This is a genomic window from Muricoccus vinaceus, from assembly GCF_042433125.1.
In the GTDB taxonomy this organism is placed as follows: Bacteria; Pseudomonadota; Alphaproteobacteria; order Acetobacterales; family Acetobacteraceae; genus Roseomonas; species Roseomonas vinacea.
Genome location: NZ_JBHLVZ010000002.1, coordinates 267,056 through 287,501, shown reverse-complemented (window position 1 = coordinate 287,501; position 20,446 = coordinate 267,056). Strand labels below are relative to the sequence as shown.

Genomic DNA, 20,446 nt, shown 5'->3' with positions numbered 1-20,446 from the left:
GGGGCCGGGCCCTTGCAAGGCGCGGCCGTCGTATTCTTGTTGGGTGTTCCTGGCCTGGGCCAACGGCACAGCGCTTCCGGGGTTGCCGCGGCGATCCTGGAGGGCGGCAGGACCGAGAAGGGTGGAATGGATGCGGACCGAATTCACGGTGGAACAGCTCCGGGATCCGGATACCCGGGAATCCAACCAGATCCTGCGGACCTGCGTGCATTGCGGGTTCTGCACGGCCACCTGCCCGACCTTCGTGCTGCTGGGCGACGAGCTGGATAGCCCGCGCGGGCGCATCTACCTGATCAAGGACATGCTGGAATCCGGCCGCGCGGCCTCCGAGCAGGAGGTGCGGCACGTGGACCGCTGCCTGTCCTGCCTCTCCTGCATGACGACCTGCCCGAGCGGGGTGCACTACATGCACCTGGTGGACCATGCGCGGCACCACATCGAGGACACCTACAGGCGCCCCTTCGCCGAGCGGGTGATCCGCAACGTGCTGTCGGTGGTGCTGCCGCGCCCCGCGCTGTTCCGGGCGGCGCTGGTGGGCGCGCGGATCGCGCGGCCGCTGCGCGGGCTGCTGGGCGGCGCCTCCATGACGGCGAAGCGGATGCGGGCCATGCTGGACCTGGCGCCCTCCGCGCTGCCGCCGGCGGGCGCCTCCGCGCGGGCGACGGTGCACCGCGCCGAGGGCGTGCGGCGCGGGCGGGTGGCGCTGCTGGTGGGCTGCGCGCAGACCGTGCTGGCGCCCTCCATCAACGAGGCGACCATCCGGCTGCTGACGCGGATGGGTCTGGACGTGGTGGTGACGGCGGGCCAGGGCTGCTGCGGCGCGCTGACCCACCACATGGGCAAGCAGGACGCCTCCCACGCCCAGGCGCGTGCCAATATCGAGGCCTGGGCCGCCGAAGCCGAGGGCGAGGGGCTGGACGCGGTGGTGATCAACGCCTCCGGCTGCGGGACCACGGTGAAGGATTACGGGCACATGTTCCGCGAGGCGGAGCCGGTGCTGCGCGCCCGGGCGGCGCGGATCGCGGGGCTCGCCAAGGACGTGTCGGAGGTGCTGGCGCGCTTCGACTACGCGCCGCTTCGGGAGCGGCCGGGGCTGGCGGTGGCCTATCACGCGGCCTGCTCCCTCCAGCACGGGCAGGGGATCACGGCGGTGCCGAAGTCGCTGCTGGAACGGGCGGGCTTCGAGGTGCGGGTGCCCGCCGAGGCGCATCTCTGCTGCGGCAGCGCGGGCACCTACAACATCCTCCAGCCGGAGATCGCGGGGAAGCTGCGGGAGCGCAAGCTCGGGCACCTGGAGCGGACGGGGGCGGACCTCATGGCATCGGGCAATATCGGGTGCCTGACGCAGCTCGGCGGGGAAGCGCTGCCGGTGGCGCACACGGTGGAGCTGCTGGACTGGATGGCGGGCGGGCCGGAGCCGGCTGCGGTGGCGGAGGCCAGGGGGCGGCAGGTGGCGCGGCAGGCGGTTGCGGCGGAATGACGTGCCTGGCGCGCGCGGCGGGGCTGCTGGCCGTGCTGTCGGGCGCGGCGGGGCTGGCCGTGGTGCCGGGGGGGCCGGTGGCGGCGCAGGTTCTGCCCACGCCGGGCAGCGGTCCGGGGCTGGGCCCGGCGATACCGCCGCTCGCCTCCCCCATGCCGCGGGCCGGGGCCGCCGAGGCGCGGCGGGCGGAGCTGGACCGGCTTCTGGACGGGCTGCCCCAGGCGCCGGACGAGGCCGCCGCGGCGCCGATCCAGGCGCGCATCCAGGCGCTCTGGGCGGAGGGCGGCTCGCCCGCGGTGGGTTTGCTGCTGCGCAAGGGCCTGCGGGCCATGCAGGCCCACGAATCGGCGGATGCGGTGGAGGACCTGGACGCGGCGATCACGCTGCAGCCCGACTTCCCGGAATCCTGGGTGCTGCGCGGGCGCGCCCAGGCGGCGGCGGGTGACCGGGCGGCGGCGGCGGCGGACCTGCGGGAGGCGCTTCGGCTGGAGCCCCGGCATTTCGGGGCGCTGGCGGCGCTTTCGGAGCTGCAGGAGGAGGCCGGGGACGCGGGCGGGGCGCTGCGGAGCCTGGAGGCGGCGCTGCGGATCAACCCCTTCCTGCCGGGCGGCGAGGCACGCCGGCGGGAGCTGACCCGGCGGGCGCTGGGCGACCAGACCTGAGCGACCAGACCTGAGCGGCCGGATCCGGGCAGGCCGGGCCGGGATGGGCCGTTCGGGCGCAACGGCCGGATGGCATCGGGGAGGCGAGGCGGGGGAGAAGGCGGCATGAGCCAGACGATCGAACCCCGTGGACCGGCCCCCGACGAGGAGGCGCTCTGGCAGGCGCTTCTGCGGCGCGAGGAGTGGCCGGGGCGCTTCTACGGCGTGACCAGCCAGGGGGTGGTCTGCCGCCTTGGCTGCCCGGCCCGGCCGCCGCTGCGGCGGAACGTGCGCTTCTTCGGGGCGGTGGCGGAGGCCGTCCTGGCCGGGTTCCGCCCCTGCCTCCGCTGCGACCCCGACGGGAGCCGGGCCGCGGTCCATGCGGCGGCGGTGCGGGCGGCCTGCGCCGAGATCGAGTCCGCCGAGGAGATGCCGTCCCTCGCGGCGCTGGCGGCGGGGGCGGGCTATGCGCGGCACCACTTCCTCCGGCTGTTCCGGGCGGTGGCGGGGGTGACGCCGCATGAATACGCGGCGGCGCTGCGCGCGCGGCGCCTGGGCGCGGCGCTGGCCTCGGGCGAGCGGGTGGCGGATGCCGTGGCCGGGGCGGGCTTCGGCAGCGAGAGCCGGGTCTACGAGGATGGCGGAAAGGTGCTGGGCATGACGCCGGGCGCCGCGCGGCGGGGTGGGGCGGGCGAGGTGATCCGCACTGCCTTCGGCGAGAGCGCGCTCGGCCCGGTGCTGGTGGGGATGACGGCGCGCGGGGTGTGCTCGATCGAGTTCGGGACGGACGAGGCTTCGCTGCGCGCGGCGCTGGCGGGGCGCTTCCCGGCGGCGCGGATCGAGGCGGCGGATGCGCCGGTCCGCGAGGCCGTGGCCCGGGTGCTGGCCTGGGTGGAGGAGCCGCGCGGCGCGCTGGACCTGCCGCTGGACCTGCGCGGCACCGCCTTCCAGAAGCGCGTCTGGGAGGCGCTGCGGGCCATCCCGCCGGGGGGCACGGTGGATTACGCGGCGCTGGCGTCGCGGCTGGGCATGCCGCGCGGCGCGCGTGCGGTGGCGCGGGCCTGCGCGGGCAACGGGGTGGCGCTGGCGGTGCCCTGCCACCGGGTGGTGGGGCGGGACGGGTCGTTGCGCGGCTATCGCTGGGGGATGGAGCGCAAGCGGGCGCTGCTCGCGCGGGAAGGGGCGGCAGGCGGCGCCGATTGAAGCGTGAAGGCCGTTTCGGACCCGGTTGTTTCGTGGCACGCTGCGGCGCGTGCGCGGCGCGCCGGAGGGGTGCGCGGGCTACCGAGGGGTGAGGACGTGCAGCGGCACCCGACCTTTGATGATCCGTTCCGCAGGCGGGCGGCGCTGCCCGGTCGGGAGGCCGCCGTGGGGCGCTTCATCGGCGCGGAGGATGAGCCCTGGGACCCCGCCCGGCCCAGGGAGGAATGGACCGAGCGGGAGCGGCGCGGCGCCGCCGGGCTGCGCGCCGTGCGCGCGGTGCTCGGGCTGACCGTGCCGGGCGGGGCGGTCGGCCTGGCGGTCGGGCTCTGGCGGGTGTTCGGGGCGGGGTGAGGAGTCGCCGGGCCGCCCACGGGCCCGCCCGGCCGGGCGCGCTCAGCGCGGGGTGAGGTTCTCGGTGCCGATGGCGCTGCTGCCGATCAGGGTCCACTGGCCGGACATGCTGCCATCCTCGGCCACCTCGAAGATGCTCATGCCCGGGCGTTCCCCCAGCACGAAGCCGATGGAGAAGACCCGGCCCACGGACATGCCGTAGCCCTCGATCTGCGCCTGGCCGATGGTCCAGCGGACGCGCCAGGAGGCAAGGCCGACCTGCTGGATGAGGATGTTCCCGGAATAGCTGGAGCCGTCCGGATTGGTGCCGGCGACCTCGTAGGTGCCGTTGCGCTGGGCCTGGGCGGGCGCGGCGAGCACGGCGGAAAGCCCGCCGGCCATCAGCGCGGCCGCCAGGATGCGCGGGGCGAGGCCGCGGACGGTTGTGGCGAAACGCTTCATCTCGGTTCCGATCGCAGGTTTGGCGGGCTGCTTAGCCCTGTCCTGGGCCTCAATCCACCACCGCCACGCGCAGCGCGTTGGTGGTGCCGGGGGTTCCGAAGGGCACGCCGGCGACCACCACCACCTCGTCGCCCCGGGTGGCGAAGCCTTCCCCGGCCGCGGCGCGAACGCCCTTGGCGACCATGTCGGTCATGCTGGCCGGCTCCTTGCTCGGCACGGGGTGGACGCCCCAGACCAGGGCCAGGCGGCGGGCGGTGGATTCGCTGGCGGTCAGGCCGAGGATGGGCGCGGCGGGGCGCTCCCGGGCGACGCGCAGCACGGTGGAGCCGGTGGAGGTGAAGCAGGCGATGGCCTCGGCCTCGATCGTGCTGGCGATCTGGCGGGCGGCGGCGGCGATGGCGTCGGAGGAGGTGTGGCGGGGCTCCGGCCGCGCGGCGTCGGTCATGGAGCGCCAGCCCGGGTCCTGCTCGGTGCGGGCGATGATGCGGTCCATGATGTTCACGGCCTCGTAGGGGTAGCTGCCGGCGGCCGTCTCGGCGGAGAGCATGACCGCGTCGGCGCCGTCGAAGACCGCCGTGGCGACGTCGGAGGCCTCCGCGCGGGTGGGGGTGGGGGCGCTGATCATGCTTTCCAGCATCTGGGTCGCCACCACCACGGGCAGGCCGCGGGAGCGGGCGGCGCGGATGATGCGCTTCTGGATCAGCGGCACCTCCTCGGGCGGGCATTCCACGCCGAGGTCGCCGCGGGCCACCATGACGGCGTCGGCGAGGTCGAGGATGGCGTCCATGTGCTCGACGGCCTGGGGCTTCTCCATCTTCACCATGATCCAGGCGCGGCCGGCGGCGATCTCCTTGGCCTCGGCCACGTCCTCGGGGCGCTGGACAAAGGAGAGGCCGATGAACTCGACGCCCTGCTCCAGCACGAAGGCGAGGTCGGCGCGGTCCTTCTCCGTCAGCGCGGGAATGGGGAGGGCGACGTCGGGGACGTTGACGCCCTTGCGGTCCGACAGAGGGCCGCCGACGAGCACCTCGGTTTCCAGGTGGTCCTCGCGCTGGCGCGTGACGCCCAGGCGGAGCTTGCCGTCGTCGAGCAGCAGGGAGGTGCCGATGCGGGCGGCGTGGATGATCTCGGGGTGGGGAAGCTGGACGCGGCGGACGTCGCCGGGAACGGGGGAAAGGTCGAGGCGGAAGGGCTGGCCCGCCTGGAGCTGGATGCGCCCGCCCGCGAACTTGCCGACGCGGAGCTTGGGGCCCTGCACGTCCGCCAGGATGCCGATGGGGCGGCCGGTGCGGCGCTCGATCTCGCGGATGGTGGCGATGCGGGCGGCGTGGTCCTCGTGGGAGCCGTGGGAGAAGTTGAGCCGGAAGATGTCGGCGCCCGCGCGGAACAGGCGCTCGATCACCTCCGGGCTGCTGCTGGCGGGGCCGAGGGTCGCGATCATCTTGGTGCGGCGGCGGCGGCGGATGGCGATCTTGGGGGCCAAGCGGGGCGCTCCTGTGGCGGCGAGGACGGTCGGAAGGAGGGCTTCGGGGGCGACCTCCATGATGCGGGCCACCTCCTCCACCCGTTCGGGGGGGATGCGGCGCCACTGGGAAACCGCGGCGGTGGAGATGCCGAGGCCGTTGGCGATGCGGGTGACGGCGCCGCGCCGGGCGAGGAGGGCTTCAAGGGCTTGGTCGCGCATGCGGATAACTTAGGAAGCTTAAGTTAACAGCGCGAGGGCGGATGTGCCTTAGTTTTGCTAAGTTATGATGACCGCACGAAAGTCGTTCACGTTGGTCAGGGTCGGGCCGGTGGTCACGAGGTCGTCCAGCCCGGCGAAGACATCGTGGCTGCGGTGGGCCGATAGCGCGGCGCGGGGATCGATGTTCGAGGCGGCCGCGCGCGCCAGGGTGTTGGGCGCGGCGATGGCGCCGGCGTTGGATTCGGAACCGTCGATGCCGTCCGTGTCGGCCATCAGGGACCAGATGCCGGGATGGCCGGCAAGGGCGACGGCGAGGCCGAGGAGGCACTCGCCGTTGCGGCCGCCGGCGCCGCGGGCCTCGCCGAGGGTGACGGTGGTCTCCCCGCCCGAGAGGAGCACGGCGGGGCGGGGAACGGGGTGGCCGTGGGCGGCTGCGGAGCGGGCAATGCCGGCGAGCAGGGTGCCGGCCTCGCGCGCCTCGCCCTCCAGCGCGTCGCCGAGGATGAGGGGGGTGAGGCCGAGGGCCTCTGCTTCCTTCGCGGCGGCCTGGAGGGCCATGAGGGGGGTGGCGATGAGGCGGTACTCGGCGCGGGCGAGGCGGGGGTCGCCTGGCTTGGGCGTTTCCTCGGCGCCGGCCTCCAGGTGGGCGCGGACGTGGTCGGGGAGCGCGATGGCGTAGCGGGCGACGATGGCGCGGGCGTCGGCGAAGCTGGTGGGGTCGGGCACGGTGGGGCCGGAGGCGATGGCGGCCGGGTCGTCCCCGGGCACGTCGGAGATGGCCAGCGTGACCACGCGGGCCGGGTGGGCGGCGGCGGCGAGGCGGCCTCCCTTGACGGCCGAGAGGTGGCGGCGGACAGCGTTCATCTCGTTGATGGTGGCGCCGCAGGAAAGCAGGGCGCGGTTGACCTCCTGCTTGTCGGCCAGCGTCAGGCCGGGGGCGGCGAGCGGCATCAGGGCGGAGCCGCCGCCGGAGATGAGGGCGAGCACGAGGTCGTGCTCGGTGAGGCCCTGCACCAGGGCCAGGATGCGGGCCGCGGCCTGTTCGCCGGCGGCGTCGGGCACGGGGTGTGAGGCCTCGACCACCTCGATGCGGTCGGTCTTGCCGTAGCCGGTGCGGACGCCGTGGCCGTAGCGGGTGATCACCAGGCCTTTCAGGGGAATGTCGGGCCAGGCGGCCTCGACCGAGGCGGCCATGACGGCGGCGGACTTGCCCGCGCCCACCACGACCACGCGGCCGCCGGAGCCGAGGGCGGGGGGCTCGGGCAGATGGGCGGCCAGGACCTTGCGGGGATCGGCGCTGGCGATGGCGGCATCGAGCAGGCGGCGGAGGGCGGCGCGGGCGCGGGCGTCGTCCCAGGACGCGCCCGGGGGGGCGTCGCTGGCGGGGGTGGTCGCTTCCATCGTGGCTCTCCTGGCGTCGGGGGCATCTTCACCGGGTGGGTGGCGCGGGCAAGCCCAGGGCGGGGGCGGGGGCGGGGCCTGGACTTGCCGCCGGGGCAGCGGTGTGGAATGCGCTGGAGCAGCTTGAAAGCAAGAGAGGAAGGGCCAGGAACCATGCGACGCCACCGGATCGCCGCCATCCCCGCCGACGGCATCGGCAAGGAGGTCATCCCCGCGGGGTTGCGCGTGCTGGAAGCGCTCGCCCGGCGCGACGGCGGCTTCGCGCTGGAGGTGGAGACGCTTCCCTGGGGGAGCGACTTCTACCGCGAAACCGGCGCGATGATGCCCGAGGACGGGCTGGAGACGCTCCGGGGCTTCGACGCGATCTATTTCGGCGCGGTGGGCGACCCAGACCTGCCGGACAGCGTCACGCTTTGGGGTCTGCGCCTGAAAATCTGCCAGGGCTTCGACCAGTACGCCAACATCCGCCCGACGCGCGTGCTGCCGGGGCTGACGAGCCCGCTGCGCAGCGTGGAGCCGGGCGACATCGACTGGGTGATCGTGCGGGAGAACTCCGAGGGCGAGTATGCCGGGCATGGCGGCCGCGCCCATCGCGGGCACCCCGAGGAGGTGGCGACCGAGACCTCGATCTTCACCCGCGCGGGCGTGGAGCGGATCATGCGGGTGGCCTTCGACATCGCGCGCGGGCGGCCGCGCAAGCTGCTGACGGTGGTGACGAAGTCCAATGCCCAGCGGCACGGCATGGTGATGTGGGACGACATCGCGGCCGAGATCGCGAAGGGCTACCCGGACGTGACCGTGGAGAAGGAGCTGGTGGACGCCATGGCGGCGCGGATGGTGCAGAAGCCCGCCAGCATCGACACGGTGGTGGCCACCAACCTGCACGCCGACATTCTTTCCGACCTGGCCGGGGCCGTGGCGGGGTCGCTGGGCGTGGCGCCGACGGCCAACCTCGACCCGTCGGGGCGGGCGCCCTCCATGTTCGAGCCGATCCATGGCTCGGCCTTCGATATCATGGGCAAGGGCGTCGCCAATCCCGTGGCCACCTTCTGGACCGGGGCGATGATGCTGGAGAAGCTGGGCGAACCGGCCGCGGCGGCGGCCCTGATGGCGGCGGTGGAGCGGGTCTGCGCGGACGGGGTGTTCACGGCCGACCTCGGGGGCACGGCGGACACCGAGACGGTGACGCGGGCCGTGATCGCGGCGATCGAGGGGGCGAACAAGGCCGGGTGAGCGAAAGGCGGGGAGGGCTGACGCGGGTCGCGCGCCGGTTCACACTCCCGGGCAAGAACCCGGGAGAGAGAACCTTGTCCAAGCTGCCCCGCCGCGCGCTTCTCGCGGCCCCCGCCCTGCTGGCCGCGCCAGCCGTCAGGGCCCAGGCGCCCGCCTTCCCGAACCGGCCGATCACGGTCACGGTGCCCTTCACGGCGGGAGGTCCGACGGATGTCATCTCGCGCCTCGTGGCGGAGGGGATGGCGAAGGACCTCGGCCAGTCCGTGGTGGTCGAGAACGTGACGGGGGCGGGGGGCACCATCGCCGCCGCCCGCGTGGCCAATGCGCGGCCGGACGGCTACACCCTGCTGTCCCACCACATCGGGCACGCGACGAGCGCGACGCTCTACCGCTCGCTGCCCTACAACGTCGAAACCTCCTTCGCGCCGCTGGGCGTGGTGTCGGACGCGGCGATGACGATCGTGGCGCGGCCGGATTTCCCGGCCAGCGACCTCGCGGGCTTCATGGCGGAGGTGAAGCGGCAGGGGGACAAGCTGAACCTCGCGCATTCGGGGCTCGGGGGCGCCAACCAGCTCTGCGGGATGCTGATCCAGCACGCGGCCGGCACGCCCGTGACGACGGTGGTGTTCCGCGGCTCCGCGCCCGTTCTGACGGAGATGATGGCCGGGCGGATCGACGTGTTCTGCGACCAGGCGACCAACACGGCGCCCTTCATCAGGGACAACCGGATCAAGTCCTATGCCGTGACGCTCGACCGCCGGGCCGAGGGGCTGGACCTGCCGACCACGGCCGAGGCCGGGCAGCCGGCGATCGCGATGAGCACCTGGCACGGGATGTACGCGCCGGCCGGCACGCCGGAGGCGGTGCAGGAGCGGCTTTCCCAGGCCATCCGCGCGGCGCTGCGCGAGGAGCGGCTGAAGCAGCGTTTCGCGGAGCTCGTGACGGAGGTGGCGAGCCAGGAGCAGGCGACGCCGGCCTATCACCGGCGGCACCTGGCCGCCGAGGTCGCGCGCTGGAGGCCGATCATCCAGGCGGCGAACGTCTACGCGGACTGAGTTGCGCGGCCCGAGCTGCTTGGCCTGCGTCACGCGCGCCGGGCCGGGCGGCCTTCAGCGCCAGGGCGGGGCGAGGGCGCGCAGGGCGGTGTGGTCCTCCCCGGGGCCGATGGCGGCCTCGGCGAGGGCCAGGGCGCGCCGGGCCTCCGCCTCGGCGGGGGCGCGGAGAGGATCGCCGCCGATCTCGGGCAGGGCGGCGAGGGACTTGAGCAGGCGCTCCATGACCGCGGGATTGGCGGCGCCGGCACGGGCGATGGGGCGGTAGAGGTCCTCCACCAGCTCCCTGGGATCGAGGGCGGGGATGGCGAGGCTGGGATACCGGGGGAGGTCGCCGGGCGGCTTTCCCGGGTGGCACCAGGCGTCGAAGACCTGCAGCCCGCCGGCGAGGACGCGGATCGCGGTGCCGGCGTCGTTGACGGCATCCGACAGCGCGCGGGAGGCGATCTCCGAGAGAACCAGGAGGCCGAAGCGCGGGTCCTGGCGGAAGCTGCGGTCGGCGCCGAGCAGGATCGCGGCGCGGATCGCGTCCTCCGCCCCGGCGTCGGGCGCGGCGCGGGTCCAGCCGAGAACGGCGTTGCGGTGCACGTGCTTGCCGGGCACGGCTTGGAGCTGCAGGCCGCCCAGGCCGGAGGCGGCCTTTTCCAGCGCCTCGAGGTCGAGGTGGACGACGTAGCCGGTGCCTTCGGCGCGGATCGCGTGCCCGCCGGGTGGCGGTTCGGGGCGCGCCGGGGTGCCGCCGAGATGGGGGGACCAGGCGCGCTCGCGCAGCGCCTCGGCGGCGGCTTCCTCCACCCGGGACATGGTTTCCGACATGCGCCCCATCCGTGGCAGGCGGTCGAACCAGCGCAGCAGGGTGATCACCACCAGGGCCACGACGACGAGCGTGGCGAGGAAGAGCACCAGCCGCCCCTCCTCGCCGTAAAGGCCGGTGCTGAGGGCGATGATGCCGACCATGCTGAAGAGAAAGGCGCCGATGAAGGTGCCGAGGGCGTTCTGGGCGGTGCTGTCCTCCATCAGGAGGGTGGTGGCGCGCGGCGTGGCCGTGTTGGTGGCGGCCGCATAGGCGGCGACGAGGGTGGACAGGGAGAAGGTGGCGACGGTGAGCATGGAGGCGGCGAGGATGCCGAGGATGTCGCCGACCGCGTCGGCGCCGATCTGCCGGGAGGCGCCGCTGGGCACGAAGGGGCCGATGGCGACCGCGCCGAGCGCCGCAGCGATGCCCCCGAGGGAGAAGAGGGTGCTGCGGAACCACAGGCGCCCCCAGAGCTGGCCGATCAGCCAGCGCCACCGCGACGTTCCGGCCATGGGTCGTTCTCCAACTGCCCCGAGGGGACGCGCGGCGCGGCGCGGGGTTTCCTGCTGGCGGCGGGGATGCGAGCGTGGAGGGCGGTGCCGAGGAGGAATGGTCCATGGAGCGTGACGCGACGGGCCCGGTGCGGACGGGCGGCTGCCATTGCGGCGCCGTGCGCTTCGAGGCGGGCGGCGACCCTTTTCACGCGACGATCTGCCATTGCGGGGATTGCCGGCGGGCGGCGGGGGCGCCGATGGTCGCCTGGTTCAGCGTGCCGCGGACGGGGTTCCGCGTGGTGTCCGGCACGATGCGGCTCTACGCCTCCAGCGCGCGGGCGGAGCGGGGATTCTGCGGGGATTGCGGAACGACGCTGACCTTTGCCGCGCACGACCTGCCGGGCGAGATCGACGTGACCACCGCGAGCCTGGACGATCCCGCGCTGGTGCCGCCCTGGGACCACGTGCAGTTCGCCGCCCATCTGCCCTGGGTCGTCCCCGGCGACGGGTTGCCGCGCTTTCCGGGGACGCGCGGCGAGGGATCGGGCGAGGGATAGAAGCTTCCGCGGGGCGTCCCCATCTCGCCGGGGAACGAGAGGGGCCGGCATGACCGAGATCGACGACAAGACCCGCACGGAGCTCGAGGCCGCGGCCTTCCGGCGGCTGGTGCAGCACCTGCGCGAGCGGACGGACGTGCAGAACATCGACCTGATGAACCTGGCGGGCTTCTGCCGGAACTGCCTGTCCCGCTGGTACCGAGAGGCGGCGGAGGGGCAGGGGATCGCGATCCCCGATCCGGAGGCGCGCGAGATCGTCTATGGCATGCCCTACAAGGAGTGGCAGGCGAAGCACCAGCGGGAGGCCTCGGCCGAGCAGAAGGCGGCCTTCGCCGCCGGCAATCCGGGGCACTGAGCGCGCGTGGGAGCGGTGATCGCGAGCCTGACACTGCCTTTCGACCAGGTGTTCGAGCGGGGGTTCCGCGGGCCTCTGATCAAGGGTGCGCTCGGGGCCGTGCTGGCCCTGGCCGCGCTGATCGCGCTGGCGGACTGGGCGGTGATGGCGCTGGCGGGGGGCACGGGCTGGATCGCGACGGCGGCGGGGCTGCTGGGCGGGGTGGCCGCGGTGTTCGCGGCCTTCTGGCTCTTCGTGCCCTTCGCGCTCGCCCTCGCCGGGCTGTTCCTGGACGAGACGGCGGCGGCGGTGGAGCGGCGGCATTACCCGGGGCTTCCGGCGCCGCGCGGCGCCTCGCTGGCCGCGCAGGGCGTGTTCAACGTGACGCTGGCGCTGAAGGTGCTGGCGCTGAACCTTGTGCTGCTGCCCGTTGCGCTGCTGCTGCCGCTGATCGGCGGGGCGCTGCTGTGGCTCGTGGCCGCGGTCTCGCTGGGGCACGGGCTGTTCGAGGGCGTGGCGCAGCGGCGGATGACGGTGGCGCAGGCGCGCATCCTGCGGAAGCGGCGGGAGTTCTCGGTGCTCGCGGTCGGCGCCGTGATGGCCGGGATGGCGCTGGTGCCCTTCGCCAACCTGCTGGTGCCCGTGCTGGGGACGGCGGCGATGACGCATCTGCTGCACCGCGGGGCTGACGGGCCCGTGGCCTGAGGGTCACGGCGTTCCCGAAGGGTTCCCTGCCGGCGCGGGGGGGCATTGAGGCGGGCGGGGCGGAAGGGGTAAGACCCCCGGCTCCACCCGAGGGGGGTCGGGGATTGGCGGATGGCCGGGGGACACCGGCGGTGCTGCCGCGCGCGATCGCCACCGCGCCCCCCTCACCGCCTCCCGACCAGATGCAGCGAGAGATCCATGTCTGACGTACCCTTCGACATCGACGATGAGGCTGCCGCGAGCCGCGAGAGGCAGAAGGCCGATCCCGACCCCGACGTGGGGGGCATCGCGGCCGACCGGCTGCGCTCCATCATCGAGCGGGTGGAGCGGCTGGAGGAAGAGCGCAAGGCGCTGGCCGACGACATCAAGGACATCTTCATGGAGGGCAAGAGCGCCGGGTTCGACGTGAAGGTGATCCGCCAGATCATCCGGATCAGGAAGCAGGAGCCGGCCGAGGTCGAGGAGCAGGAGACGCTGCTCGACCTGTACCGCCGCGCGCTGGGGATGTGACCGGAGGGCCGGGGCCTGGCGCCCCGGCCCTTTCTACGAGTAAAGGGCGCCGATGCGGTTCGCGTGGCGCTCGAGCACCACGCGGCGCTTCACCTTCATGGTGGGGGTGAGCATGCCGTTCTCCACCGTGAAGGGCTCGACCTCCGCCCATTTGCGGATGCGCTCGATGCCCGAGAGCTTGCCGTTGATGCGCTGGAGGGCCTTGTCGGCGCTCGCGCCTTCCGCCGGCACGATGAGGGCGACGAGGCTCGGGCGGCCCTCGCCGGCGACCACGGCCTGGGCGATCTCGGGCTCGCCCATCAGCAGGCCTTCGATGCGGGCGGGGCTGACCATGTCGCCGCCCAGCGTCTTGATGAAGTCCTTCTTGCGGTCGGTGATGACCAGGCGGCCGGTCTCGTCGATCGTGCCGACATCGCCGGTGTGCAGCCACGGCTCCGCCTCGCCGGGCGGGACGGAGAGGGCGCGGGCGGTGGCCTCGGGGTCGCCCCAGTAGCCGTCCATGACCAGGCCGCCGCGGACCAGCAGCTCGCCATCCTCGGCGATGCGCGCCTCCACGCCGCGCACGGGCAGGCCGACGGTGCGGCGGCGGTTGTCCCAGGGGAGGTTGACGGCGATCACGGGGCCGGCTTCCGTCTGGCCGTAGCCCTGCAGGACATTGATGCCGAGGGCAAGGAAGAAGCCCGAAAGGTCCGGGTCCAGCCGCGCGCCGCCGGAAACGATGGCGACCAGCCGCTTGCCGAAGCGGGCGCGGACCTTGGCGCGCACCAGGCGGTCCAGCACGGCGTCCTGCACGCGTTCCAGCAGGTTCAGCGGCGGACCGTCCATCTTGCGCAGGCCGAGGGCGACCGTGCGCTCGAACAGGGCGCGCTTGAGGGGCTTCTCCTTTTCCAGCCCGGCCAGGATGCGGCCGCGCAGCACCTCGAACAGGCGGGGGACGGCGGTGACGAGCGCGGGCTCGATCTCCTGGAACTCGGCGGCGATGCGGTCCGCGCCGCGGGAGAAGACGATCTCGATGCCGTAGGAGAGGAGGAGGGAGCCTCCCACGGTGTGCTCGTAGGCATGGGAGAGGGGAAGAAATGACAGGTAGCAGGCGCCCTTCCATTCGAGGCCGAGCTGCTGGATCAGCGGCAGCACGCCCGCGCGGTTCGCCAGCATGGCGCGGTGGGGCAGCATGACCCCCTTGGGCGTGCCGCCGGTGCCGGAGGTGTAGATCAGGCAGGCGAGGCGGCCCTCGGGGATGTGCTGCACCTCCGCCACCAGCATGGCGAGGTCGCCGGGGGTGGCGACGAGCTCGGCCCAGGAGGTGGTGCCCGGGGCTTCCTCCAGGCAGATCAGGAGATCGAGGCCACCGTGGCCCGCGGCCTCGCGCAGGCGCTCGGCGAGGCGGGGGGTGGAGGCGATGGCGGCGCGGGCGCCGCTGTCGCGCAGGATATGGGCGTGGTCCGCGACCGTGTTGGTGGTGTAGGTCGGCACGGTGACGGCGCCGATCGCCATCAGGGCGGTGTCGGCGATCAGGAATTCCGGGCGGCTGTCGCTGACGAGCGCCACGCGGTCCCCGGGCGAGATGCCACGGGCGCGCATGCCGGCGGCGACCCGCGCCACGGTCTCCGCGAAGTCGCGCCAGGTGGTGGTGCGCCAGGCGCCGCCCGACCAGTGCCGGATCATGGGTTTTTCGGGGTTGCGGACGGCCAGGCCCAGCATCATGCCGGGCAGGCTGGTCCAGGCGTCCTGGTCCGGAATCGTCCCTCTCCCCTTGTCTTCGCGGCCGTCCGGCGAGGTGTTGGCCTTGGCTCACCGGACGCGGGGCATATATCGGAAGGGAACACAGCGAATCCACAAGGCACCCGTCCCGAATGAAGCCGCACGCGCCTGATTGCCTCCGTGATTCCCCCATGCGCGACACGGAGGCCCGGCTCGGGGCCGCCGCGGCCGGGGAGGCGCTGCCGGAATGGGACCTGCGCGACCTTTACGCACGGCCCGGGGACCCGCGGCTCCAGGCCGACCTGGAGGCGGCGGAACGGGCGGCGCGCGCCTTCGAGGCCGCCCATGCGGGGCGGCTGGGCTCGATGTCCGGCGATGCGCTGGAGGCGGCGCTTCGCGAGTACGAGCGGGTCGAGGAGGTGCTCGGGCGCGTGATGTCCTACGCGCAGCTGCTGTTCAGCGGCGACGCGCAGAACGCGGAGAACGGCCGCTTCTACCAGACCATGCAGGAGCGGGTGACGGTGATCGGCAGCCACCTGCTGTTCTTCACCCTGGAGCTGAACCGGCTGGACGACTCCTTCCTGGAGGGGCGCATGGCGGGTTCGCGCGCGCTGGCGCGCTGGCGGCCCTGGCTGCGCGACCTGCGCGTGTTCCGCCCGCACCAGCTTTCGGACGAGGCGGAGAAGCTGCTGCACGAGAAGGAGGTGACCGGGCGCTCGGCCTGGAACCGCCTGTTCGACGAGACGATCGCGCATATGCGGGTGCCGGTGAACCAGGCCGGGCGCCGCGACGAGCTGACGGTCTCGGCCGCGCTGAACCTGCTTTCCGACCCTGACCGCGCGGTGCGCGAGGCGGCGGCGGCGGGAGTCTCGAAGGCGTTCGGGGAGAACATCCGCCTGTTCTCGCTGATCACCAACACGCTGGCCAAGGACAAGGAGATCGTGGACGGGTGGCGGAACTATCCGCGGCCCGGCACCTCGCGCAACCGCGCGAACATGGTCGAGGACGAGGTGGTGGATGCCCTCGTCGGCGCGGTGGTGGAGAGCTTCCCGCGGCTGTCGCACCGCTACTACGCCATGAAGGCGAAGTGGCTGGGGCTGGAGCGGATGAAGCACTGGGACCGCAACGCGCCGCTTCCGGGCGACATGGACCGCAGCATTCCCTGGTCCGCGGCGCGCGACCAGGTGCTGGGCGCCTATGCCGCCTTCAGCCCGGACCTGGCGGAGATGGGGCGGGACTTCTTCGAGAAGCCCTGGATCGACGCGGCGCTGCGGCCGGGCAAGGCTTCGGGCGCCTTCGCGCACCCGACCGTGCCCTCGGCGCATCCCTACCTGCTGGTGAACTACCACGGGAAGTCGCGCGACGTGATGACGCTGGCCCATGAGCTCGGGCATGGCGTGCACCAGCGGCTGGCAGCGAAGCAGGGCTACCTGATGTCGGGCACGCCGCTGACGCTGGCGGAGACCGCGAGCGTGTTCGGGGAGATGCTGACCTTCCGCGCGATGCTGGACGCGGAGACCGACCCCGCCCGGCGGCGTCTGATGCTGGCCTCCAAGGTGGAGGACATGCTGAACACGGTGGTGCGGCAGATCGCCTTCTACCGCTTCGAGACGCTGGTGCACGACGAGCGGCGCAAGGGCGAGGTATCCTCGGAGCGGATTGCGGAGATCTGGATGTCCGTGCAGCACGAGAGCCTTGGCCCGGCCTTCGACTTCACGCCGGATTACGGCGTGTACTGGTCCTATATCCCGCACTTCGTGCACACGCCCTTCTATGTGTATGCCTATGCCTTCGGGGATTGCCTGGTGAACGCGCTCTACGGTGTCTACCAGGACGGGCAGGTGCCGGACTTCCAGCGGAAGTACCTCGACCTGCTGCGGGCGGGGGGCACGTTGCGGCACCAGGAGTTGCTGGCGCCCTTCGGGCTGGATGCCTCGGACCCGGCGTTCTGGAAGAGGGGCCTCGACGTGATCGCGGGCTTCATCGACGAGCTCGAGCGCGCCGATGGCTGAGAATCGCGAGAACACGCTGTTCGGCGAGATCCGCCGGATGGCCCGCACGTCCGGTGCCGTGGGCGGCATCGCGGCGCGGGTGGCGGGGGAGCGCTTCCTCGGCCTCAAGACCGACAAGACGGCGCATGCGGAGGACCTGAAGGCTATCCTCGGCGGGCTGAAGGGCCCGCTGATGAAGGTGGCGCAGTTCCTGTCCACCGTGCCGAACGCCCTGCCGGAGGAATACGCGCAGCAGCTTGCTTCCCTTCAGGCGAACGCGCCGCCGATGGGCTGGGCCTTTGTGCGCCGCCGCATGGGCACGGAGCTTGGGCCGGCCTGGGAAACGAAGTTCCGCGAGTTCGAGCGCGAGGCGGCGGCGGCGGCCTCGCTCGGGCAGGTGCACCGTGCGACGCTGCATGACGGGCGCCGCGTCGCCTGCAAGCTGCAGTATCCGGACATGCCGAGCGTGGTGGAAGCCGACCTGCGCCAGTTGCGCATGGCGATGGGGCTCTATGCCCGCATGGACAACACCATCCAGCACGACGAGGTTTACGACGAGCTGCGCGACCGGCTGCGCGAGGAGCTGGACTACGAGCGCGAGGCCGCGCAGATGGCCATGTACGGCATCATGCTGCGTGACACGCCGAGCGTGCGCGTGCCGACGCCGGTTCGCGAGCTGACGAGCAAGCGCCTGCTGACCATGAGCTGGCTCGACGGGCGCTCCATCCTCACGCGGCTGGAGGAGAACCCCTCGCTGGAGGAGCGGAACGCCTATGCTTCCGCGCTGTTCCACGCCTGGTACGTGCCGCTCTACCGCTACGGCGTGATCCATGGCGACCCGCACCTGGGCAACTACCAGGTGCGGCCGGACGAGGCCGGGATCAACCTGCTGGACTTCGGCGCGATCCGCGTGTTCCCGCCGCGCTTCATCACGGGGACGCTGACCCTGTACGAGGCGGTGCGCGACGAGGACCGGGACAAGGCGGCGCATGCCTTCGAGCTCTGGGGCTTCAAGGACCTCAAGCGCGAGACGATGGAGGTGCTGCTGCGCTGGGCGCGCTTCCTTTACGAGCCCTTGCTCGAGGACCGCGTGCGGGCCGTGCAGGAAACCAACGACCCGCAATACGGGCGCAAGGTGGCCGAGGAGGTTCATGCGGGGTTGAAGCGCGTGGGCGGCGTGCGGCCGCCCAGGGAGTTCGTGCTGATGGACCGGGCGGCGGTGGGGCTGGGCAGCGTGTTCCTGCGCCTCAGGGCCGAGCTGAACTGGCACGACATGTTCCACAAGCTGATCGACGACTACCGCGAGGCCGACCTGGCGGCGCGGCAGGCGGCGGCGCTGGCAGATGCGGGGGTGCCGGCCACCGCTTCCACCTCGGTGGCCTAGGCCGGACGGAGCCGTTCCTCCAGGGTCATCCGCGGAGCAGTGCGGAGGGCGGCGTGCATCGCTGCCTCCTCCGTCCAGCGCGCGGCGGCGGGGAGGCGCAGGACCTCCGTGCGCAGGGTCAGGCCGGGCGTGCGGAAGGGCCAGGGGGACAGGGTCCAGCCGGCCTCGCTGCTGCCGGACAGGGTGAGGGGCGCCGGGGTGCCGTTCTCGGTCGGTGCCTCGCCGGCGGGGCCGGGGCGGGCGAAGCACAGGGCGAGCGACAGGGCATCGGCGGCGGCCACGAGCGCGGCGTTGAGGTCCACCTGCGCCGGGCTGGCGCCGAGCGCCTCGGCCCAGGCGGCTTGCAGCGCGCCTTGCTCGGCGAGGTAGCGGGCGGCGGCCTGCTTGTCGGCCGGTGTGTCGCGCGCGGGATTGGCGTAGCGCGTGTAGATCAGCGTGCCGTGGCGCGAGATCAGCAGGGCCGGCCAGAGGCCCCAGGCGGCATGGGCCATCTCCACCGCCGCGGCCCAGCGGGGCGCGTGGGCGGCGGGGCCGATGGCGGTGAACTGCTGCGGGCGGCCGGTGGAGGGGTCGAGGCTGGGCGCGGCTTCCCAGCCCATCCAGGCGAGGTCGTGCTGGCCCGCGGCCAGGATCACCTCCTCGGCCGGGTCGGGCTGGGCGAAGCCGGGGGCGCCCCAGTGCCGCATCATCTGGCCGGACAGCAGGGCATGGGCCGGCTGGGGAATGAAGAGCCGGGTTTCGCCGGGAGCGTCTCGGAAGATCATGGCGGCCTCTCGTGGGAGGGGCGGGATCGAAGCACTCCCGCGGCGGCGGTACCAGACATGGCGGCGATCGCCGTCTGAGGGCTCCGGCCGTGCGGGCTTGCGCCTTTCGCGAGGCCCCGCAATCCTGCGCCCGCGAGGGACGACAGGATTTTGATCATGCGGCTTGCTGTGTTGAAGGAGCGCCGGGCGGACGAGGCCCGGGTGGCCGCGGTTCCGGAGACCGTGAAGAAGCTCATCGCGCTGGGTCTGACGGTGGCGGTGGAGGCGGGGGCGGGGCTCACGGCCGGCTTCCCGGATGCCGCCTATGCCGAGGCCGGGGCGGAGGTTGCGCCCGATGCCGCCGCCGCCCTGGCGGGAGCCGGGATCGTGCTGAAGGTGCGGGCGCCGCTGTCCGCCGGGGAGGGCGAGGTGGACGAGCTGGCGCTGATCCCGCGCGGGGCACTGCTGATCGCGACGCTGGGCGCCGACAAGGAGGCCGCGGGCCGCTACGCCGCCGCCGGGATCGACGCGGCGGCGATGGAGATGCTGCCGCGCATCACGCGGGCGCAGAGCATGGACGTGCTGTCCTCCCAGGCGAACCTTGCGGGGTATCGCGCCGTGGTGGAGGCGGCGGGGGCGTTCGACCGTGGCTTCCCGATGCTGATGACGGCGGCGGGCACGATCCCGGCGGCGAACGTGCTGGTGATGGGCGCGGGGGTGGCGGGGTTGCAGGCCATCGCGACCGCGCGGCGGCTCGGCGGGCGGGTTTCGGCCACCGACGTGCGCCCCGCGGCCAAGGAGGAGATCAAGTCGCTCGGCGCGAGCTTCGTCGGGTACGAGGACGACGAGAGCCGGGCGGCCCAGACGGCGGGTGGCTATGCCAAGCCCATGAGCGCGGAGTTCCTGGCCAAGCAGGGCGAGGTGGTGGCGGCCGCGATCGGGAAGATGGACATCGTGGTGTGCACGGCCCTGGTGCAGGGCCGGCGGGCGCCGATCCTGGTGACGGAGGCGATGGTGGCCTCCATGAAGCCGGGCTCGGTGATCGTGGACATCGCCTCCGACGCCGGGGGCAACTGCGCGGCGACGAAGCCGGGCGAGATGGTGGTGACGCCCAACGGGGTGAAGGTGCTGGGCTTCTCCAACTGGCCCGCGCGCATCCCGGCGGCGGCGAGCAGCCTTTACGCGCGCAACCTGCTGACCTTTCTGACGACCTTCTGGGACAAGGACGCTTCCGCGCCGAAGCTGCCGGCGGAGGACGACCTGGTGCGCGGCGTGATGCTGACCCGGGGCGGACAGGTCGTTCACGCCAATTTCGCGGCCGGCTGAGGGAAACTGAGAGATGCACGCCGAGGAACTCGCGATCCGCGCACAGGCCATGGCCGAGCGCGCCCTTTCGCTGGCCATGGAGGCCCGGGCGGCGGCCGGGGAGGCCATGCCCCTGATCGAGCAGGGGGCGGCGGCGGCGGAGCCCTTCCTGCTGCTCCTGACCATTTTCATGCTGGCCTGCTTCGTGGGCTACCACGTGGTGTGGAGCGTGACGCCCGCGCTGCACTCGCCGCTGATGGGCGTGACCAACGCCATCTCCTCCGTGATCGTGGTGGGCGCGATGCTGGCCACGGGGCTGGGCGAATCCTGGCTGGCGCAGGCCTTCGGCTTCATTGCCGTCACGCTGGCGGCGGTGAACATCTTCGGGGGCTTCCTCGTGACCCGGCGGATGCTCGCCATGTTCCAGCGGAAGGGCTGAG

20 protein-coding genes are annotated in these 20,446 nt (G+C 73.1%); 14 read left to right on the top strand and 6 right to left on the bottom strand.

The genetic code is table 11. The features are described 5' to 3' along the window. Positions 1-130 precede the first annotated feature (130 nt). From glcF to ACFFIC_RS03100, 4 genes are all read left to right on the top strand, one after another. The gene (gene glcF / locus ACFFIC_RS03115) at positions 131-1,480 is read left to right on the top strand and encodes a glycolate oxidase subunit GlcF (protein WP_377048599.1); all 1,350 of its coding nucleotides are present in this window, start codon (positions 131-133) and stop codon (positions 1,478-1,480) included. Then, positions 1,477-2,142 (top strand): tetratricopeptide repeat protein, encoded by a 666-nt coding sequence (locus tag ACFFIC_RS03110; protein WP_377048598.1) that lies wholly within the window; start codon positions 1,477-1,479, stop codon positions 2,140-2,142. The genes glcF and ACFFIC_RS03110 overlap by 4 nt, the downstream gene beginning before the upstream one ends. A 105-nt stretch (positions 2,143-2,247) precedes the next feature. After that, a complete protein-coding gene (locus tag ACFFIC_RS03105; RefSeq protein WP_377048597.1) occupies positions 2,248-3,324 on the top strand; it encodes a methylated-DNA--[protein]-cysteine S-methyltransferase in 1,077 nt (358 codons plus the stop codon). Positions 3,325-3,420: 96 nt separating this feature from the next. Further along, positions 3,421-3,675 carry a hypothetical protein gene (locus ACFFIC_RS03100; protein ID WP_377048596.1) on the top strand — a complete coding sequence of 85 codons (255 nt, stop codon included), beginning with the start codon at positions 3,421-3,423 and terminating at the stop codon, positions 3,673-3,675. Between the two features lie 42 nt (positions 3,676-3,717). Here the strand turns inward: ACFFIC_RS03100 and ACFFIC_RS03095 are convergent, their stop codons facing one another. Genes ACFFIC_RS03095 through ACFFIC_RS03085 form a run of 3 tightly spaced genes read right to left on the bottom strand, consistent with a single transcriptional unit; the run spans position 3,718 to position 7,201 of the window. Next, complete coding sequence (locus ACFFIC_RS03095; protein WP_377048595.1) at positions 3,718-4,116, bottom strand: hypothetical protein; 399 nt, start codon at positions 4,114-4,116, stop codon at positions 3,718-3,720. 49 nt (positions 4,117-4,165) lie between these two features. Beyond that, on the bottom strand, positions 4,166-5,800 hold the full coding sequence (gene pyk, locus ACFFIC_RS03090) for a pyruvate kinase (protein WP_377048594.1): 1,635 nt from the start codon (positions 5,798-5,800) through the stop codon (positions 4,166-4,168). 57 nt (positions 5,801-5,857) lie between these two features. After that, the gene (locus tag ACFFIC_RS03085) at positions 5,858-7,201 is read right to left on the bottom strand and encodes a glycerate kinase type-2 family protein (RefSeq protein WP_377048593.1); all 1,344 of its coding nucleotides are present in this window, start codon (positions 7,199-7,201) and stop codon (positions 5,858-5,860) included. Positions 7,202-7,354: 153 nt separating this feature from the next. Between ACFFIC_RS03085 and ACFFIC_RS03080 the strand changes: the two genes are divergently transcribed. Next, positions 7,355-8,434, top strand: coding sequence for a tartrate dehydrogenase (locus ACFFIC_RS03080; protein ID WP_377048592.1), 1,080 nt, complete (start codon positions 7,355-7,357; stop codon positions 8,432-8,434). A 74-nt stretch (positions 8,435-8,508) separates the two neighbouring features. Next, complete coding sequence (locus tag ACFFIC_RS03075) at positions 8,509-9,489, top strand: tripartite tricarboxylate transporter substrate-binding protein (protein ID WP_377048591.1); 981 nt, start codon at positions 8,509-8,511, stop codon at positions 9,487-9,489. 54 nt (positions 9,490-9,543) lie between these two features. On the opposite strand, the gene ACFFIC_RS03070 is transcribed toward ACFFIC_RS03075, so the two are convergent. Then, positions 9,544-10,794, bottom strand: a complete 1,251-nt coding sequence (locus ACFFIC_RS03070) for a DUF2254 domain-containing protein (protein WP_377048590.1) — start codon at positions 10,792-10,794, stop codon at positions 9,544-9,546. Positions 10,795-10,868: 74 nt separating this feature from the next. Between ACFFIC_RS03070 and ACFFIC_RS03065 the strand changes: the two genes are divergently transcribed. The 4 genes from ACFFIC_RS03065 (at position 10,869) to ACFFIC_RS03050 (ending at position 12,882) form a co-directional block, all read left to right on the top strand. Then, the gene (locus ACFFIC_RS03065; RefSeq protein ID WP_377048589.1) at positions 10,869-11,333 is read left to right on the top strand and encodes a GFA family protein; all 465 of its coding nucleotides are present in this window, start codon (positions 10,869-10,871) and stop codon (positions 11,331-11,333) included. A gap of 49 nt (positions 11,334-11,382) precedes the next feature. Continuing rightward, on the top strand, positions 11,383-11,688 hold the full coding sequence (locus ACFFIC_RS03060) for a DUF1244 domain-containing protein (RefSeq protein WP_377048588.1): 306 nt from the start codon (positions 11,383-11,385) through the stop codon (positions 11,686-11,688). Between the two features lie 6 nt (positions 11,689-11,694). Further along, entirely contained in the window at positions 11,695-12,372 is a 678-nt protein-coding gene (locus ACFFIC_RS03055; RefSeq protein WP_377048586.1) for an EI24 domain-containing protein, read from the top strand. A gap of 198 nt (positions 12,373-12,570) precedes the next feature. Next, the gene (locus tag ACFFIC_RS03050) at positions 12,571-12,882 is read left to right on the top strand and encodes a DUF2312 domain-containing protein (protein ID WP_043829248.1); all 312 of its coding nucleotides are present in this window, start codon (positions 12,571-12,573) and stop codon (positions 12,880-12,882) included. 33 nt (positions 12,883-12,915) lie between these two features. Here ACFFIC_RS03050 and ACFFIC_RS03045 read toward each other — a convergent pair whose 3' ends face one another. After that, complete coding sequence (locus tag ACFFIC_RS03045; RefSeq protein WP_377048584.1) at positions 12,916-14,586, bottom strand: AMP-dependent synthetase/ligase; 1,671 nt, start codon at positions 14,584-14,586, stop codon at positions 12,916-12,918. Positions 14,587-14,774: 188 nt separating this feature from the next. Between ACFFIC_RS03045 and ACFFIC_RS03040 the strand changes: the two genes are divergently transcribed. Next, positions 14,775-16,595: a M3 family oligoendopeptidase gene (locus ACFFIC_RS03040; protein WP_377048582.1), complete on the top strand. Its 1,821-nt coding sequence runs from the start codon at positions 14,775-14,777 to the stop codon at positions 16,593-16,595. Next, on the top strand, positions 16,588-17,958 hold the full coding sequence (locus tag ACFFIC_RS03035) for an ABC1 kinase family protein (RefSeq protein WP_377048581.1): 1,371 nt from the start codon (positions 16,588-16,590) through the stop codon (positions 17,956-17,958). Before ACFFIC_RS03040 ends, ACFFIC_RS03035 begins: the two co-directional genes overlap by 8 nt. On the opposite strand, the gene ACFFIC_RS03030 is transcribed toward ACFFIC_RS03035, so the two are convergent. After that, a complete protein-coding gene (locus ACFFIC_RS03030) occupies positions 17,955-18,722 on the bottom strand; it encodes a DUF3891 family protein (protein ID WP_377048580.1) in 768 nt (255 codons plus the stop codon). The two genes, ACFFIC_RS03035 and ACFFIC_RS03030, sit on opposite strands and share 4 nt — an antisense overlap. A gap of 156 nt (positions 18,723-18,878) precedes the next feature. Here ACFFIC_RS03030 and ACFFIC_RS03025 point away from each other — a divergent pair, with 156 nt between their 5' ends. Further along, positions 18,879-20,027, top strand: a complete 1,149-nt coding sequence (locus ACFFIC_RS03025; protein ID WP_377048579.1) for a Re/Si-specific NAD(P)(+) transhydrogenase subunit alpha — start codon at positions 18,879-18,881, stop codon at positions 20,025-20,027. 13 nt (positions 20,028-20,040) lie between these two features. Further along, positions 20,041-20,445 carry an NAD(P) transhydrogenase subunit alpha gene (locus ACFFIC_RS03020; RefSeq protein WP_377048578.1) on the top strand — a complete coding sequence of 135 codons (405 nt, stop codon included), beginning with the start codon at positions 20,041-20,043 and terminating at the stop codon, positions 20,443-20,445. Position 20,446: the final 1 nt, after the last annotated feature.